Here is a 15172-nt window from a genome sequence, read left to right as displayed (position 1 = left end):
GACCAAGCCCCCATGGATGGGTTTACGGCGTCCCCCTCAACCGGGCCCACCCCGCCATCTCACGGATAGCCAGTTTTTGAAGTTGACGTGGCCGTTGACGTTGCTTCGGCAGGTGCCGGGCGCAGCCCGGCCGTATCATTCCAGCATGCCCCGCGAAAACCTCAACGACCTGCAGGCCTTCGTCCACGTTGCCCGCGAGGGCAGCTTCACCAAGGCGGCCGCCCAGCTGGGCGTGTCCCAGTCCGCGCTCAGCCATGCCATGCGCGGCCTGGAACAGCGCCTGGGCGTGCGCCTGCTGACCCGTACCACCCGCAGCGTATCGACCACCGAAGCCGGTGCCCGCCTGCTCGACACCCTGGGCCCACGCCTGGCCGAGATCGAGGACGGGCTGGCCGCACTGGCCGAGTACCGCGAACGCCCGGCCGGCACCATCCGCATCAATGCCACCGGCCATGCCGCCGAGTACATCGCTTGGCCGCGGCTGGCGCCGTTGTTGCAGCGTTATCCGGACCTGAAGGTGGAACTGACCACCGACTACGGCCTGGCCGACATCGTCGCCGAGCGCTACGACATCGGCATCCGCCTCGGCGAGCGCCTGGCGCGCGACATGGTCGCGGTGCCGATCAGCCCGCCGCTGCGCATGCGCGTGGTCGGTGCACCCAGCTACTTCCGCCAGCACGTGGTGCCGCAGCATCCGGACGACCTGGCCAAGCACAACTGCGTGACCCTGCGCCTGCCTACGCATGGGGGACTGATGCCGTGGGATTTCGGCCAGGATGGCAACGAACTGAGTGTGCGCGTTGGCGGGCAATGGACGTTCAACACCATGGGCATGACCCGCGCCGCTGCGCTGGCCGGCAGCGGACTGGCCTGGCTGCCGGAAGACCAGGTGCAGCCGATGCTGGACGATGGCCGCCTGCAGTCGGTGCTGGACGACTGGTGCCCGCACTTCGATGGCTACTACGCGTACTACCCGTCGCGCCGCCACGTCACCGTGGCGATGCGCACGGTGCTTGATGCGCTGCGCGGGCCGCTGGGGTGAGGGTCGAGGCGTTCGGACCAACGGTGCGCACCCACCACCAACGGTCCGCACCCAGCTGTTGATCAGCCCTTGGCCTGGGCGGCGCGCTGCGCGTTGTAGCGCTCGCCGACGATCGACACTTCGTCCAGCGCCTGTGCGATGCGTTGCAGCTCCTCCGGTGCCAGCTGCAGGTCGGCCGCGCCCAGGTTTTCTTCCAGGCGATGGATCTTGGTGGTGCCTGGGATCGGCACGATCCACGGCGCCTGTGCCAGCAGCCAGGCCAGCGCCACCTGCGCCGGCGTCGCGCCCCGTGCTGCGGCAATCGTACTGATGCGATCCACCAGCGCCTGGTTGGCGCGGCGCGCCTCCACTTCGAAACGCGGAACGCTGTTGCGGAAATCGTTGGCGTCGAAGGTGGTGTCGGCGTTGATCGTGCCGGTGAGGAAGCCGCGGCCAAGCGGGCTGAATGGCACGAAGCCGATGCCCAGCTCCTGCAGCGTCGGCAACAACTCGCGCTCCGGTTCGCGCCACCACAGCGAGTACTCACTCTGCACGGCGGCAACCGGCTGCACCGCATGCGCGCGGCGCACGGTGGCAGCGCTCGCCTCGGACAGCCCGAAGTGGCCGACCTTGCCTTCGGCGATCAGGTCGCGCACGGTGCCAGCCACATCCTCGATCGGCACGTTCGGGTCGACGCGGTGCTGGTAGAACAGGTCGATATGGTCGGTGCGCAGGCGCTTGAGGCTGGCTTCGGCAACGGCACGGATATTCTCGGGGCGGCTGTCCAGGCCGTCATCGGTGCGCGCGCCCTTGAATCCGAACTTGGTGGCAATCACCAGCCTGTCGCGGTAGGGCGCCAGCGCCCGGCCGAGCAGGTCTTCGTTGGTGTACGGACCATACACCTCGGCGGTGTCGAAGAAGGTCACGCCGCGCTCGACGGCGGCCTGCAGCAGGGCGATGCCCTGGCCCTGCTCCACCGGCTGACCGTAGGCATGGGTCAGGCCCATGCAGCCCAGGCCGAGGGCGGAAACCTTCAGGCCACTGCGGCCCAGTTCGCGTGTCTGCATCGTCGTGCTCCAGAGGGGGAGTGATGACGATACGCCTGTCGTGGCGCTGGATTGAGCCAGCCCGGCCGCAGTCGGTCATGACCGGAATTCATCAATCCAGCCACGACCGATGCCGGCCAGGTCAACGGATCTCCGAGATCTCCACGCCGTCCAGCCCCTGCGACAGGGTACGTGCGTCGCCGCCCTGGCTGAGCTTGATGCGCAGGCGCACCTCGTTCTGCGAATCGGCGTAGCGCAGCGCGTCCTCGTAGCTGATCTCGCCGGCTTGGTACAGCTCGAACAGGCTCTGGTCGAAGGTCTTCATGCCCAGCTGGACCGAGTCCTTCATCACTTCCTTCAGCTTGTGGATCTCGCCGTCGCGGATGTAGTCCTGCACCAGCGGCGTGCCCAGCAGGATCTCCATCGCCACCTTGCGCGAGCGGCCATCGGGCGATGGCACCAGCTGTTGCGCGACCACGCCCTTGAGATTCAGCGACAGGTCCATCAGCAGCTGGTTGCGGCGGTCTTCCGGGAAGAAGTTGACGATGCGGTCCATCGCCTGGTTGGCGTTGTTCGCATGCAGGGTGCACAGCACCAGGTGGCCGGTTTCGGCGAACGCGATGGCGTGATCCATGCCTTCGCGGGTACGCACCTCGCCGATCATGATCACGTCCGGCGCCTGGCGCAGGGTGTTCTTCAGCGCGGCTTCCCAGCTGTCGGTATCGATGCCGACTTCGCGCTGGGTGATGATGCAGCCCTCGTGCTTGTGCACGAACTCGATCGGGTCTTCGATGGTGATGATGTGGCCGGTCGAGTTCTGGTTGCGGTAACCGATCATCGCTGCCAGCGAGGTCGATTTACCGGTACCGGTGGCGCCGACGAACAGGATGATGCCGCGCTTGGTCATCGCCAGCGTCTTGATGATCGGCGGCAGGCTCAGTTCTTCCACGGTCGGAATGCGCGTCTCGATGCGACGCAGCACCATGCCGACCTGGTTGCGCTGGTAGAAGCAGCTGACGCGGAAGCGGCCGACGCCGGACAGGCCGATGGCGAAGTTGCATTCGTGCGTCTTCTCGAATTCCTCGCGCTGCGCCGGGGTCATCACGTTGAGGACCAGGTCGCGGCTCTGCTGCGGCGTGAGCGGGGTCTGGGTGATCGGCGAGATCTTGCCGTTGACCTTCATCGCCGGCGGCATGCCGGCCGTGATGAACAGGTCCGAGGCGCGCTGGTGCGCCATCAGCTTGAGGAACGAAGTGAAATCGATGGTGGTCGCGGTGCTGTTCACGGCGGGCTCCCAAGAGGGCATGTACCAGGAAACGGTCGGTGGAGGAAACGGCACGGAGACGGCGCCGCACTGGTGCACGCCGCCCGTGGTTGTCCCGCCTTACTCGAACAGGCGCTTGTCCTTGGCGTACTCGCGGGCCTGGTTGCGGGTGATCAGGCTGCGCTTGACCAGGTCCTGCAGGTGCTGGTCCAGGGTCATCATGCCGTACTGCTGGCCGGTCTGGATGGCCGAGTACATCTGCGCCACCTTGTCTTCGCGGATCAGGTTGCGGATGGCCGGGGTGCCGACCATGATTTCCCACGCTGCGGTACGACCGCCGCCAACCTTCTTCAGCAGCGCCTGCGAGATCACCGCACGCAGCGACTCGGACAGCATCGAACGCACCATCGGCTTTTCGCCGGCCGGGAACACGTCGATGATGCGGTCGATGGTCTTGGCCGCCGAGCTGGTGTGCAGGGTTCCGAACACCAGGTGGCCGGTTTCCGCGGCGGTCAGTGCCAGGCGGATGGTTTCCAGGTCGCGAAGTTCGCCCACCAGGATGATGTCCGGGTCCTCACGCAGTGCCGAGCGCAGCGCTTCGTTGAAGCCATGCGTATCGCGGTGCACTTCGCGCTGGTTGATCAGGCACTTCTGCGAGGTGTGCACGAATTCGATCGGATCCTCGACGGTGAGGATGTGGCCGTATTCGTTCTTGTTGATGTAGTCGATCATCGCCGCCAGCGTGGTCGACTTGCCCGAACCGGTGGGGCCGGTCACCAGGATCAGGCCCTGCGGCTGCTGGATCACCTCGCGGAACAGCGGCGGGCAGGCCAGGTCCTCGAGGGTGAGCACCTCGGACGGAATGGTACGGAACACCGCACCGGCGCCACGGTTCTGGTTGAACGCGTTCACACGGAAGCGCGCCAGCGACGGGATCTCGAAGGAGAAGTCCACTTCGAGGAATTCCTCGTAATCGCGGCGCTGCTTGTCGGACATGATGTCGTACACCAGCGCATGGACCTGCTTGTGGTCCAGGGCCGGGATGTTGATCCGGCGAACGTCGCCGTCCACGCGGATCATCGGCGGCAGGCCTGCGGACAGGTGCAGGTCGGACGCTTTGTTCTTTACGGAAAACGCCAGCAGTTCGGCGATATCCATGAGCGGCTACTCCCCAATAACGGCTTCGACTGGAAGGATCTTTCCCCGGGCGGCAGTATAGCCTCCTGATTCAACGGAACGCGTTACGTGGCCACTCCCCTGCCCCAGATCCTGAGCAACCTGCATGCCGCCGCCGAGGCGGCCGGCCGGCCCGATCCGCGCCTGCTGGCCGTTTCCAAGACCCAACCGGCCGAGGCCGTGGCCGCGCTGGCCGCGCAGGGCCAGCAGGCCTTCGGCGAGAACTATGTGCAGGAAGCGCTGGCCAAGATGCAGGCGCTGCAGCACCTGGCGCTGGAGTGGCACCTGATCGGCCACCTGCAGTCGAACAAGGCCGAGGCCGTGGCCACCCACTTCGATTGGGTGCAGAGCGTGGACCGGCCCAAGCTGGTGACGGCGCTGGCGCGCCATCGCCCGGCAGCGCGTGGTCCGCTGAATGTGCTGATCCAGGTCAACATCGACGATGAATCCAGCAAGCACGGCTGTGCGTCGGAGGATGTCGAGGTGCTGGCCGCTGCGATTGCCGCCGAGCCCACCCTGCGCCTGCGTGGCCTGATGGCGATTCCCGCGCCATGGCCCGAGGCGGAACGCCGTCGGGATGCGTTCGTGCGCATGCGCACACTTTTCCAGTCGCTGGCCGCCCAGCACGCGCAGGTCGACACGCTGTCGATGGGCATGAGCAGCGACTACGCCGACGCCATCGCCGAGGGCGCCACCCTGGTGCGCATCGGCACCGCCCTGTTCGGCGCGCGCCCGCGCCCGGCCTGATCTTGCAAGGAGAGTTTCATGGCAGCTGATTCCATCACCTTCATCGGCGGCGGCAACATGGCGCGCAGCCTGATCGCCGGCCTGATCCGCCAGGGCGTGCCCGCCGCACACATCCACGTGGCCGAACCGGTTGCAGCACTGCGCGAGTCGCTGGCCACCGATTTCGGCGTGCAGGTGCACGACAATGCCGCCGATGCCGCCGCACAGGGCCGCACCTGGCTGCTGGCGGTGAAGCCACAGGTGCTGCGCGAGGTCTGCCAGTCGCTGCAGGCACTGGCCCAGGCAAGCCGGCCACTGGTGGTGTCGATCGCCGCCGGCATCACCAGCGCGCAGCTGGAACGCTGGCTGGGCGGCAACCTGCCGGTGGTGCGTGCAATGCCCAACACGCCGGCCCTGCTCGGCGCCGGCGTGACCGGCCTGTATGCCACGCCGTCGGTGGATGCACAGCAGCGCTCGCAGGCCGAACACGTATTGGCCAGTGCCGGCCGTACCGTGTGGATCGAGCGCGAGGCGCTGATGGATTCGGTCACTGCCGTGTCCGGCAGCGGGCCGGCCTACGTGTTCCTGCTGGCCGAAGCGATGGAAGCGGCGGGCATTGCCCAGGGCCTGCCGGCCGACGCCGCGCGCACGCTGGTGGTGCAGACCCTGCTGGGCGCCTCGCGCATGCTGGATGAAGCCGGCGAAAGCCCGGCCGAGCTTCGCCGCCGTGTGACCTCGCCGAACGGCACCACCCAGGCCGCGATCGAGAGCTTCCAAGCCGGAGGTTTCGAAGTGCTGGTGGACAACGCGCTGCGTGCTGCGCAGGTGCGCGGGCAGGAATTGTCTGCGGCGAATGATTGATCCCGATGTGTGCCGACCAACGGTCGGCACCTACCATCATCCACGCATGGCGTGGATGCTCATTGCCCCAATGTGGTCATGACGAAATCGACGAAGCACTGCAGCCGCGGGCGCGGGCGTCGATCGGGCAGGTAGATCAGGTGCATCGGTCGCGGTTCGGGCAGGTAGTCGCGCAGCAGCGGCTTCAACCGCCCGGCCGCGATCTCGCCGGCCAGCAGTGCGGTCGGCTGCAGCACCAACCCGGCCCCGGCCACGGCGGCTTCGCGCAGCGCGAACCCGTCGTTGCAGGTCAGCCGCGCCTCCCAATCCACCTGTTCACCGTTGGCCAACTGCCAGCCATGGCCACCACGCCAGGCAAGATGGCTCAGGCAGTCATGCCCCTGCAGGTCCGCCGGCGTGCGTGGCGTGCCGCGCCTGCGCAGGTAAGACGGCGCCGCGCACAGGCTCATCGCATACGGCGGCAGCGGCCGCGCCACGACCTCCTGCGATGGCAACGGCCCGACCCGGATCGCCACGTCGAAGCCGTCCTCGATCAGGTCCACACGGCGGTTGCTCAGATCCAGTTCGATGTTCAACTGCGGCTGCGCGCGCAGCAGGCCGGCCAGCTGCGGCGCCAGCACGCAGCTGCCCCAGGTGGTCGGCGCACTGACCCGCAGCAGGCCACGCGGCTGTACCTGCAGACCGGCCACATCGGCCTCGGCCTGCTGCACCTGCTCCAGCACTTGCCGGCAGCCGGCCAGATAGGCGCTGCCGGCTTCGGTCAGGCGCTGGCGGCGGGTGTTCCGTTGCAGCAGCGCGGTACCCAGATGCGCCTCCAGCTGCTGGATGTACTTGCCCACCATCACCGCCGAGACCTGCAGCTGTTCGGCGGCGCCGGCGAAGCTGCCACGCTCGGCCACGGCAACGAAGGCCTGCATGCATCGAAGGGTATCCATTACTAATCCTTAGTTAGGAATCTGCGAATCATACGCCGCTTACCTAACCCCATTGTGAGGGCGCAGACTGCGCTCACTCCCTTACGCAAGGAACAGCCATGAAGATCCTACTCGTTGGTGCCAGCGGCACCCTCGGCCAGGCAGTCGCCCGCCAGCTCGGCCAACAGCATCAGATTCTCGCCGCCGGCCGCAGCAGCGGCGAACTGCGCGTGGACCTGACCGATGACGCCAGCGTCGCCGAACTGTTCGCACGTACCGGCCCGGTCGATGCGGTGATTTCCACCGCCGGCAAGCTGCACTTCGGCCCGCTGCAGCAGATGACGCCGGCGCAGTTCAACCTCGGCCTGCAGGACAAATTGCTGGGCCAGGTGAGGCTGGCACTGGCCGCGCAGCATCATCTCAACAGCGGCGGCTCGATCACCCTGACCAGCGGCATCGTCAGCGCACAACCGATCCGCGACGGCGTCAACGCCACCTCGGTGAATGCCGCACTGGAAGGCTTCGTGCGCGCAGCCGCACTGGAGCTGCTGCCGCGCGGCCTGCGCATCAACGTGGTCAGCCCGAACGTACTGATCGAATCGATGGCCGCCTACGGCCCCTACTTCCCGGGCTTCGAGGCGGTAAGCGCACAGCGCGCGGCACTGGCCTTCCAGCGCGCGGTGGAAGGCATCCAGAGCGGCGAAACCATCACGGTATGGTAAGAAAAAGGGGACGGAGGGGATTAAGTCGCAAGTGCACAAACGACATAATCCCCTCCGTCCCCTTTTTGTCGCTCACTCCCAGCGCATCGGGCCGTCGCCGCGTTCGCCGAGGACGTCGCCGGGATTGGCCAGGCGGCAATGCTGCAGCGACAGGCAGCCACAACCGATGCAGCCGGTCAGTTCGTCGCGCAGCAGCTGCAGCATGTGGATGCGCTCTTCCAGCTCGGTGCGCCAGCGCGCGGACAGCCTGGCCCAATCCGCTTTGGTCGGTGCGCGTCCGTCAGGCAGGCTTTCGAAGGCACGGCCGACTGCTTCCAGCGGCATGCCCACCCGCTGCGCCACGCGGATCACCGCCAACCGGCGCAGCACGTCCCGACTGTAACGCCGTTGGTTGCCCGAGGTGCGCAGGCTGCTGATCAGCCCCTTGCGCTCGTAGAAATGCAGTGCGGAAACGGCCACGCCACTGCGCTGGGAGACCTCGCCAACGCTGAGTTCCTGGGATGCCATTGCTTGACCTCAACTACAGTTGAGGTGGCATGCTGCTATCTTCGCCGCCCGTTGACAAGCGCGGCCTGCACCTGACCCGTATGACCCCGACCCTCTCTCCCGCCGACACCCACCTGCCGGCTGACAGCTCGATCCTGTCCGCGCGCTACCGCGCCACGACCATCGGCATGGTCGCGCTGGTCGCGCTGCACGCCTTCGAAGCACTGGCCGTCGCGGCCGCGATGCCCACCGTGGCCGAAGCACTCGATGGACTGCGCCTGTACGCGCTGGCCTTTGGCGGCACCCTAGCCACCAGTGTGATCGGCATGACCCTGGCCGGGCGCTGGGCCGATCGCCACGGCCCCGCGCGGCCACTCTGGTACGGCCTTGGCTGCTTCGTGCTGGGCCTATTGCTGGCCGGCTTTGCGACGCGCATGGGCATGCTGGTGGCCGGGCGCCTGATGCAGGGCCTGGGCGCGGGCGCGATTTCGGTCTCGCTGTACGTGATGGTCGGCCGCAGCTACCCCGAACACCTGCGGCCGAAGGTGTTCGCGGCGTTCTCCGCAGGCTGGGTGGTGCCCTCGATGGTCGGCCCGGCGTTGAGTGGCCTGATGGTGCAGCACCTGGGCTGGCGCTGGGTATTCCTGGCAGTGCCACTGCTGGCGATACCGGCCGCACTGCTGCTGCGCCCGGCACTGGCGCGCATGCAACCTCCTGTTGCGGTCTGCAACGATGGCGAGCGCAGCAACGTGGTGCGCTGGGCCTCTGGCGCCTCACTGGCCGCACTACTGCTCTACGTCGGCGGCCAGCAACAGGGCATGGCCGCCCTGCTCTGCATCGGCGTGGCGATGCTGGCGCTGCTGTTCTGCGTGCATCGGCTGCTGCCGGCCGGAACCCTGATCCTGCGCCGCGGCCTGCCCAGCGTGATCGCGTTGCGCGGCATCGCTGCAGCGGCGTTCTTCGCCTGCGAGGCCTATCTGCCCCTGCTGCTGCAGCGCGAACGCGGGCTTTCGCCCAGCTGGGCCGGCGCCGTGCTCAGCCTCGGTGCGCTGGGCTGGTTCGCCGGTTCATGGCTGCAGGGCCACCAGCAGCGTGGCTGGTCACGCCAGCAGCTGCTGCGCGTTGGCACGGTGATGATGACGGTCGGCATCGCCGCAACGCTGTCGGTGCTGTTCAACCCGATGCCGCTGCCGGTCGCGCTGGTCGGCTGGGCCGTGACCGGCTTCGGCATGGGCATGATCTACGCCAGCCTGTCGGTGCTGACCCTGTCGCTGTCAGCACCGCATGAGCAGGGTGCCAATACCTCGGCGCTGCAGCTGAGCGAGGCGTTTTCGGTGACCACCGCGCTGGCGGTGTCCGGCGCGTTGTTCGCCATGTTCGTGGAAAGCGCGCCGCACACCGGCTACCTGCTGTGCCTGGCCATCACCTTCGGTCTGGCGGTGCTGGCCGCAGTGATCGCGCGGCGGGTGTAGCGCCGCCGGATTCCGGTAGTGCCGGCCGCTGGCCGGCAACCTCCGCGCACGCGGGAATCCCATGATGGCGACGGCCAGAGGCCGGCATTACCGTGTACCGGCCCCCACATCATCGATATCCCGATGCAGGATGCGGCGCACTTCCAGCACGGCCTGCGGGGTCTCCTGCACGCTGTGGCCGGAAATGATCACCTTCTCCGACAGCGCGCCCGGCAGATGCGCGCTCCAGTACGGCACCAGCCCGTCATCGGACTTCTCCACCGGCAGCTCCGGCTTGCGCTGGGCGATGATCGAGTGGTACTTCAGGCCCGCTTCGATCGGCAGCTGTGCGGCGGCCTTCACGAACGGATCGCTGGCCTTGAGGTTGTCGATGCTGTTGGGAATCTTCGGCTTGGCGGTGCCGTCGACCTGCTGCTCGGCCTGTGCCAGCGCCATGAACACGTCCTCGAACTTGCCGAGAATGGTCAGCGGCAGGCGTACCAGGCGCCCGATCAGCCGCCCGACCTTGTTGCCGGCGATATCCGTGCCCTGGTGCGGCGCGGCGATGAAGATCGCGCGTTCCACGTTCGGCTGCGCCTTGAAATGCAGCAGTGGCCCCAGCTTGGCCTGCACCCGCTTCAGCCGCTCACCCTTCAGGTCATAGTTGGCCAGCAGGTCATCCCACAGCACATCACCCGAGTCGCTCACCAGCAGCCGCGCGAGCACGCCGCCCATGCTGTGGCCGATATAGACCATGTCCTTCGATGCGCGCGTGCTGCCGTTGGGGTCGAAGTGCTTGAGCGTGTCATTGAACGCGTTGGCGATCTCGTAGCGGTTCAGCGCGATCGGTGCATTGGTCGGGTAGTAGACCTGCCACACCTGGAACTGCTGGCGCAGCTCGGGGTCGCCCATGATCTCGTTGGCCAGGTTCACCCAGGCTTCCGGGCTGCTGGCCAGGCCGTGCAGCATGAAGATGATGCGGCGGTTCGGGTCCCACGGCTGCATCAGGTAGATGTGCGGTTCGCCGATGCCCTCACTCATGCCGAACAGGGTGCGCAGTGACTGCCGGGCGAAGCCACTCTGCGCCAGCCACAGGCCGTAGGCAGCGGTGAAATTGCCGGCCAGCGGCACCTGTTCGCCGTGCAGGGTGATGCGTTCAGTGGCCTCCGGCGAATAGGCGTCCAGCTCGACCCGGCGCGTGCGCATCACGTCTTCCAGGCTGCTGCCTTCGAAACGCAGCAGCGCGGTGACGTTGATCGAGGACATCTCGCTGAATTCCGGCACCGAATCGTCATGCCGATGGCGGCGGCCACGGCGCTCGTCGTCAGCATCATCCGCCGCTGTTTCCGCCTTCGGCCCATCGCCCGCGATCACCGGCGCGACCAGCTTGGGCGGGTCCATCACCATCACCAGCTCGGCACCGAAGCCATCGCGGCGATAGGTGCTGCGCAGGCCGACGAAGCTGACCGTGCCGGCCGGCACCAACTGCGCCGGAATGCTCTTCAGGTTCAACTGCTGGTAGTTGGAGGCCAGCGACCAGCTGCCGACCGAGATCGGCTTCGTATAGTCCTCGCCGGCCAGTGCCGCTGCACGCGCGCGTACGAACAGCACCACCGCCGCCTTCTCGGCGGCGTAGTTGTAGTAGTCGCGCACCTGCGTCTGCCGGTCCTCGAAGGCGCGGTCGGACGGCGAGCGGCCGCTGTAGAACAGGTAGGCATAGGCATAGCGCGCGGCTTCCAGCCAGGCATCCAGCGCCGCATCGCTCATCGGCGGATCGCCGGCGGCGGTCTTCTTCGGCGTCAGCGCCAGCGCGGCCTTCACCCACAGTTCGGACAGCGCCGACAGCCGCTGCTCGACATTGAGGTCATCGGTCATCAACAACGTGCTGCGGCAGACCAGGAAGTCCTTCTCGCACTGCGACTCATCCAGGCCCGCCGCGCTGAGCGTCTCGCGCGCGGCCGGGCTGAGCTTGCCGGTGTTGAGCACATCGGCGCGCTTGTTCACCAGCGAATCGCTGGACTTGACCTGCTTGACAGTCACCATCGCGCAGCCGCTGCTGCCCAGCAGCAGGAAGGCGGCGAACAACACCGGCAGCACGCGCTGCCAGCGGATCAGGAAGAGTCGGGTCATTACTGCGGGTCCTGCTCGGTGCCGGGCACGCCCTGGCGGATCACGGTGGAGAAGTGGTCGCCGCTGCCCAGGTCCAGCGCACGCTGGGTGATGCGGCCCTTGTCATGCAGTTCGGCATAAGGCACGCCCGGCGTGAGCGCGCCGACCTCCTGTGCGTATTCGGCCAGGTAGCCGGACAGCAGCAGGCGGTAGTCCAGCGGCAGGCGCGGCGCGATGTGGCGGGCCAGATCGAAGACGATGGTGGTGCAGTTGCTGGTGAGCGTGTTGTAGAAGCCCGGCTTCGCATCCAGTTCGCGCGCCTGCGCGATGTACGCGGCGAACAGTTGCTTCAGTTGCGCCTGGTCCATGCCGTGCAGGCGGTACAGGTAGACATCCTCGCCACGCGCGTTGGTGCGGGTGCGGATGATGTCGGTCTCCTCCGCGGCCACCAGGGTCATCTCGAATTTGCGGAAGAAGCCGCCCAGCGCCGAGAACGATTCGCCGCGTTCCTTGCGGATCTCCAGCGAGAACACCACGTGGCGCCCATCCTCGAAACCGAACGAGATCAGGGTGTGGGCGATCGCCGGGCCCATCCAGTACGACAGCACCAGATCGGCCGAGCGGAGTTGGTCCAGGTCGTACGCGCGGCGCACCCAGTGCGCGTCGTAGTCGGTCTCGCTGCGCCAGGTGAAATCACGCACGTTGTCGAGCACCACGTGGCGCCCGTCGAAGGACACCACGTGCAGGCGCTGGGCCACGTCATCGGCCCAGACGCGGTCCTGGCGCGGGGTGAGCAGCAGCCACCACAGGCCGGCCAGCGCCAGCGACGCGCCGAACGCCATGCCCAGGCGACGATGGCCACGGCCACGCGCGACCTGCCACGACGCCCACAGCGCAACCAGCAGCCACAGCACCGCAATGCCATTGGCCAGCCAGCCCGGCCCCGGCATCTGATAGGCCAGCAGCCCGGTCACCCACAACGCTGCCAGCGCCATGGCACTTCCTGTCATCCAACGTCCTGCGGCTCTCACTGGCATCCTGTCGCGGTCCCGAAGCCGCATAGTTAGCCACAAGCGGGTTCACCGTGGCATCTACGGCCCGTTCAGGGACCGCGGCGCACCGTCTGCGGCGGTCCATGCGGCCAGGTTCACCTCACAGGAGCAACGATGGGCATCACTTCCGTGGCCGGCGTTCCGGTCCAACCCCAGCACCGCGCCACCTGCCACTGCGGCACGGTCGAGCTGTTGCTGGACCTCCCGGACGGCATCGTCGACCCGCGCCGCTGCGACTGCTCGATGTGCCGGCGCCGGGGTGCCATCGCCGCCAGCGTCCCCCGCCAGGGCCTGCAGGTGGTGCGCGGGCAGCATCACCTGCAGAAGTACCAGTTCAACACCCATGTGGCCGAGCACTACTTCTGCGGGGTGTGCGGCATCTACACCCATCACCGGCGCCGCTCCAACCCCGACCAGTACGGCTACAACGTGGCCTGCCTGGAGGGCATCGACCCGTTCGCGCTTGGGGTGATCCCGGTCAGCGACGGGGTCAACCACCCATCAGACCGCACCGGCTAGTGACGCGTGCGCCGCGGTGGCGTGGCCACCTTCTGCCAGGGCGCCATGCCGCTGCGCCCGGCCCGCGCCGGGCGTTTCAGCCAGGGCCGGCGTGACGGTGCCTGTGGCGCGTCCTCGACCGGGGGAGGAAGGGGTCGACGGCTGGGCCAGAGATGGTCGAGCAGCCACATGGCGGGTCTCCGTGGGGGACGGGGACGATCAACACTAGGCCCGGGTGGGCATAGGCGGCGTGAGCGGGACACGACAGCGGGATGACGGCGGAGGCGGCGATGAGCCTGCTACACCATGTCCCCGACCAAGGCACCTGTGCGTTTCCGCAGCAACAGGCGCAACACGGCGGCACAGGCGGCGGTCAGCAGCGCCAGTACACGCAGCAGTGTCGCCAGCGCCTCACTACTGGCGTGCTGCAGCTGCATGCGGCTCATCGTCGGTAGCAGTGCCTGCGCCTGTTCCCGCGCCCCCGTGGCCAGATAGGCACCGGCACGCACCAGCGATGCCGGCGACGCGCCCTGCAGCTGATGGCCGATCAGCAGCGCAAGCAAGGCAGTGACTGCGGCCAACGCGATGCCTTCGCCGGCCACCCGCACGGTTCCGAATATGCCTGCGGCCATGCCGGCACGTTGCACCGGTACCACGCTCACCGACAGTCCATCCATCAGCCCCCACGGCAAAGCCGTGCCTGCGCCGACCAGCATCAGCAGCGGCACCCACTGCGCGGGCGACGGGTGCGACGCCTGCCGCGACAACAGGTACAGGCCGGCGGCGCACACCAGCAGACCCAGCGTGCACAACCGCGCACTTCCCACGCGGTCCGCCCAACGCGCGGCCAGCATCGGCAGGACCAGCATCGGCGCGGACAGCGCCAGCATCTGCAGTCCCACCAGCGTCGCGCTCTGGCCATGCACGCCCAGCAGTTGCAGAGGTAACACGACCAGCAGCACCACGTAGCCGAAGCAGGTCGCCACCGGCAGCAGCTGGACACCGAGGAACGCCGGTTGTGAGAACAGTGAGAGGTCCAGCAACGGTGAGGGGTGCCGCCGTTCGATGAAGACGAACACCCCGCCCAACAGCAGCGTCACCAGCAGCGCCAGCCGCACGCGCGCGGCATGCAGGCCGCACTCGCCCAGCCACAGCAGCGCCAGGGTCAACGTCGCCAGCGTCAGGCTGAAACTCAGCATGCCGCCGATATCCAGTGGTCGGCGCTCGCCATGACTTTCAGGCAACGCGCGTGCCCCCAGGCCGAAGGCCACCAACGTGAGCACACCGCCCGCGGCGAACACGCTGCGCCATCCCAAGGTCTGCAGCAGCAGGCCCGCGAGCAGGGGCCCCAGCGCCAGCCCCATGCCGAACGTGGTGCCCAGCAGGGCGAAGACACGGGCACGCGCCGGCCCCTGCCAGGCCTGTGCCAGCAGCGCCGTGCCGGATGCCAGCGCCGCCGCCGCGGCAACGCCCTGCAACCCGCGCGCCAGATCCAGCCATAGCAGCGTGCGAGCAAGGCAGACGGCGGCGGTGGCGGTGGTGAAGCCCGCCGTGCCCAGCAGGAACAGCCGCCGACGGCCATATCGATCGGCCAAGCCGCCCGCAGCGAGCAACAGACTGCCGAAGGTGAGCATGAAGGCGTTGGTCACCCAGGCCAGCGCGGTGGGCGATGCCGCCGCGGAACGGGCCAGCGCCGGCACCGCGACTGCACCGGCAGAGAAGGACAACGGCAACGCCAGCGCGGCCAGGCAGACCGCAAGCAGCGCCCAGCGCTGCTGCGCGCGGACAGGTACAGGGAGCATCGAATCCGGGGCCATGCGGGCCTCCATCCATCAGGGGCATTGAT

13 protein-coding genes and 1 pseudogene are annotated in these 15172 nt (G+C 67.6%); 6 read left to right on the top strand and 8 right to left on the bottom strand.

Annotation, left to right across the window (positions count from 1 at the left end):
• Positions 1-145 precede the first annotated feature (145 nt).
• Positions 146-1042: a LysR family transcriptional regulator gene (locus AC5QAB_RS18975; RefSeq protein WP_049405028.1), complete on the top strand. Its 897-nt coding sequence runs from the start codon at positions 146-148 to the stop codon at positions 1040-1042.
• A gap of 62 nt (positions 1043-1104) precedes the next feature.
• Here AC5QAB_RS18975 and AC5QAB_RS18970 read toward each other — a convergent pair whose 3' ends face one another.
• The 3 genes from AC5QAB_RS18970 to AC5QAB_RS18960 form a co-directional block, all read right to left on the bottom strand.
• The gene (locus AC5QAB_RS18970; protein WP_049405029.1) at positions 1105-2088 is read right to left on the bottom strand and encodes an aldo/keto reductase; all 984 of its coding nucleotides are present in this window, start codon (positions 2086-2088) and stop codon (positions 1105-1107) included.
• A gap of 121 nt (positions 2089-2209) precedes the next feature.
• Positions 2210-3373, bottom strand: coding sequence for a PilT/PilU family type 4a pilus ATPase (locus AC5QAB_RS18965; RefSeq protein ID WP_042358565.1), 1164 nt, complete (start codon positions 3371-3373; stop codon positions 2210-2212).
• 78 nt (positions 3374-3451) lie between these two features.
• On the bottom strand, positions 3452-4489 hold the full coding sequence (locus AC5QAB_RS18960; RefSeq protein WP_004147099.1) for a type IV pilus twitching motility protein PilT: 1038 nt from the start codon (positions 4487-4489) through the stop codon (positions 3452-3454).
• Between the two features lie 87 nt (positions 4490-4576).
• Between AC5QAB_RS18960 and AC5QAB_RS18955 the strand changes: the two genes are divergently transcribed.
• Positions 4577-5254 (top strand): YggS family pyridoxal phosphate-dependent enzyme, encoded by a 678-nt coding sequence (locus tag AC5QAB_RS18955; RefSeq protein ID WP_197556784.1) that lies wholly within the window; start codon positions 4577-4579, stop codon positions 5252-5254.
• Between the two features lie 18 nt (positions 5255-5272).
• A complete protein-coding gene (proC, locus tag AC5QAB_RS18950) occupies positions 5273-6094 on the top strand; it encodes a pyrroline-5-carboxylate reductase (protein WP_032958504.1) in 822 nt (273 codons plus the stop codon).
• A 59-nt stretch (positions 6095-6153) separates the two neighbouring features.
• Here the strand turns inward: proC and AC5QAB_RS18945 are convergent, their stop codons facing one another.
• On the bottom strand, positions 6154-7029 hold the full coding sequence (locus tag AC5QAB_RS18945; protein WP_032958506.1) for a LysR family transcriptional regulator: 876 nt from the start codon (positions 7027-7029) through the stop codon (positions 6154-6156).
• A gap of 71 nt (positions 7030-7100) precedes the next feature.
• On the opposite strand from AC5QAB_RS18945, the pseudogene AC5QAB_RS18940 reads away from it, so the two are divergent.
• Positions 7101-7730, top strand: a pseudogene (locus tag AC5QAB_RS18940) (short chain dehydrogenase); the annotation flags it as partial.
• Between the two features lie 72 nt (positions 7731-7802).
• Here the strand turns inward: AC5QAB_RS18940 and soxR are convergent.
• Positions 7803-8237: a redox-sensitive transcriptional activator SoxR gene (soxR, locus tag AC5QAB_RS18935; RefSeq protein ID WP_021202603.1), complete on the bottom strand. Its 435-nt coding sequence runs from the start codon at positions 8235-8237 to the stop codon at positions 7803-7805.
• A gap of 29 nt (positions 8238-8266) precedes the next feature.
• Here soxR and AC5QAB_RS18930 point away from each other — a divergent pair, with 29 nt between their 5' ends.
• Complete coding sequence (locus AC5QAB_RS18930) at positions 8267-9688, top strand: MFS transporter (RefSeq protein ID WP_197561206.1); 1422 nt, start codon at positions 8267-8269, stop codon at positions 9686-9688.
• Positions 9689-9775: 87 nt separating this feature from the next.
• Here AC5QAB_RS18930 and AC5QAB_RS18925 read toward each other — a convergent pair whose 3' ends face one another.
• Together AC5QAB_RS18925 and AC5QAB_RS18920 are read right to left on the bottom strand one after the other, a co-directional pair.
• Entirely contained in the window at positions 9776-11797 is a 2022-nt protein-coding gene (locus AC5QAB_RS18925) for an esterase/lipase family protein (protein ID WP_046429242.1), read from the bottom strand.
• The gene (locus AC5QAB_RS18920) at positions 11797-12771 is read right to left on the bottom strand and encodes an Lnb N-terminal periplasmic domain-containing protein (protein WP_014646210.1); all 975 of its coding nucleotides are present in this window, start codon (positions 12769-12771) and stop codon (positions 11797-11799) included. Before AC5QAB_RS18920 ends, AC5QAB_RS18925 begins: the two co-directional genes overlap by 1 nt.
• Positions 12772-12942: 171 nt before the next feature.
• Between AC5QAB_RS18920 and AC5QAB_RS18915 the strand changes: the two genes are divergently transcribed.
• Positions 12943-13347, top strand: coding sequence for a GFA family protein (locus tag AC5QAB_RS18915; protein WP_014646209.1), 405 nt, complete (start codon positions 12943-12945; stop codon positions 13345-13347).
• 278 nt (positions 13348-13625) lie between these two features.
• On the opposite strand, the gene AC5QAB_RS18910 is transcribed toward AC5QAB_RS18915, so the two are convergent.
• Positions 13626-15143, bottom strand: a complete 1518-nt coding sequence (locus tag AC5QAB_RS18910) for an MFS transporter (RefSeq protein WP_495233564.1) — start codon at positions 15141-15143, stop codon at positions 13626-13628.
• Positions 15144-15172 lie beyond the last annotated feature (29 nt).

The organism is Stenotrophomonas sp. YJH_SMC_127, assembly GCF_059372445.1.
Note: the sequence above shows the minus strand (reverse complement) of the source record. Positions and strands in the feature narration are given on the sequence as shown.